Annotated in this window: 1 rRNA gene; it reads left to right on the top strand. The window is 55.7% G+C overall.

The features are described 5' to 3' along the window. Positions 1–177: 177 nt before the first annotated feature. Positions 178–273: ribosomal RNA gene (locus IF11_RS0136180) — 16S ribosomal RNA — on the top strand; the annotation flags it as partial.

Genomic DNA, 273 nt, shown 5'->3' with positions numbered 1-273 from the left:
GTGCCAAAAGTCAACGCCAGATATGTTGATACCCCGACCTGCCGGATGTCCGGTGGGTTGAGGTTCCTTTGTAGTAAACACAGCGAGGACGCTGTGAACCACCGGTCTTATTCCGGCTGGTGGTTCCGCTCTCGTGGTGTCCGCCCGCGCTTTTAATTAAGCACTGCCGGGCATACATTCACGGAGAGTTTGATCCTGGCTCAGGACGAACGCTGGCGGCGTGCTTAACACATGCAAGTCGAACGATGAAGCCTTTCGGGGTGGATTAGTGGC

This window comes from Streptomyces scopuliridis RB72 (assembly GCF_000718095.1).
Taxonomy (GTDB): domain Bacteria; phylum Actinomycetota; class Actinomycetes; order Streptomycetales; family Streptomycetaceae; genus Streptomyces; species Streptomyces scopuliridis.
Note: the sequence above shows the minus strand (reverse complement) of the source record. Positions and strands in the feature narration are given on the sequence as shown.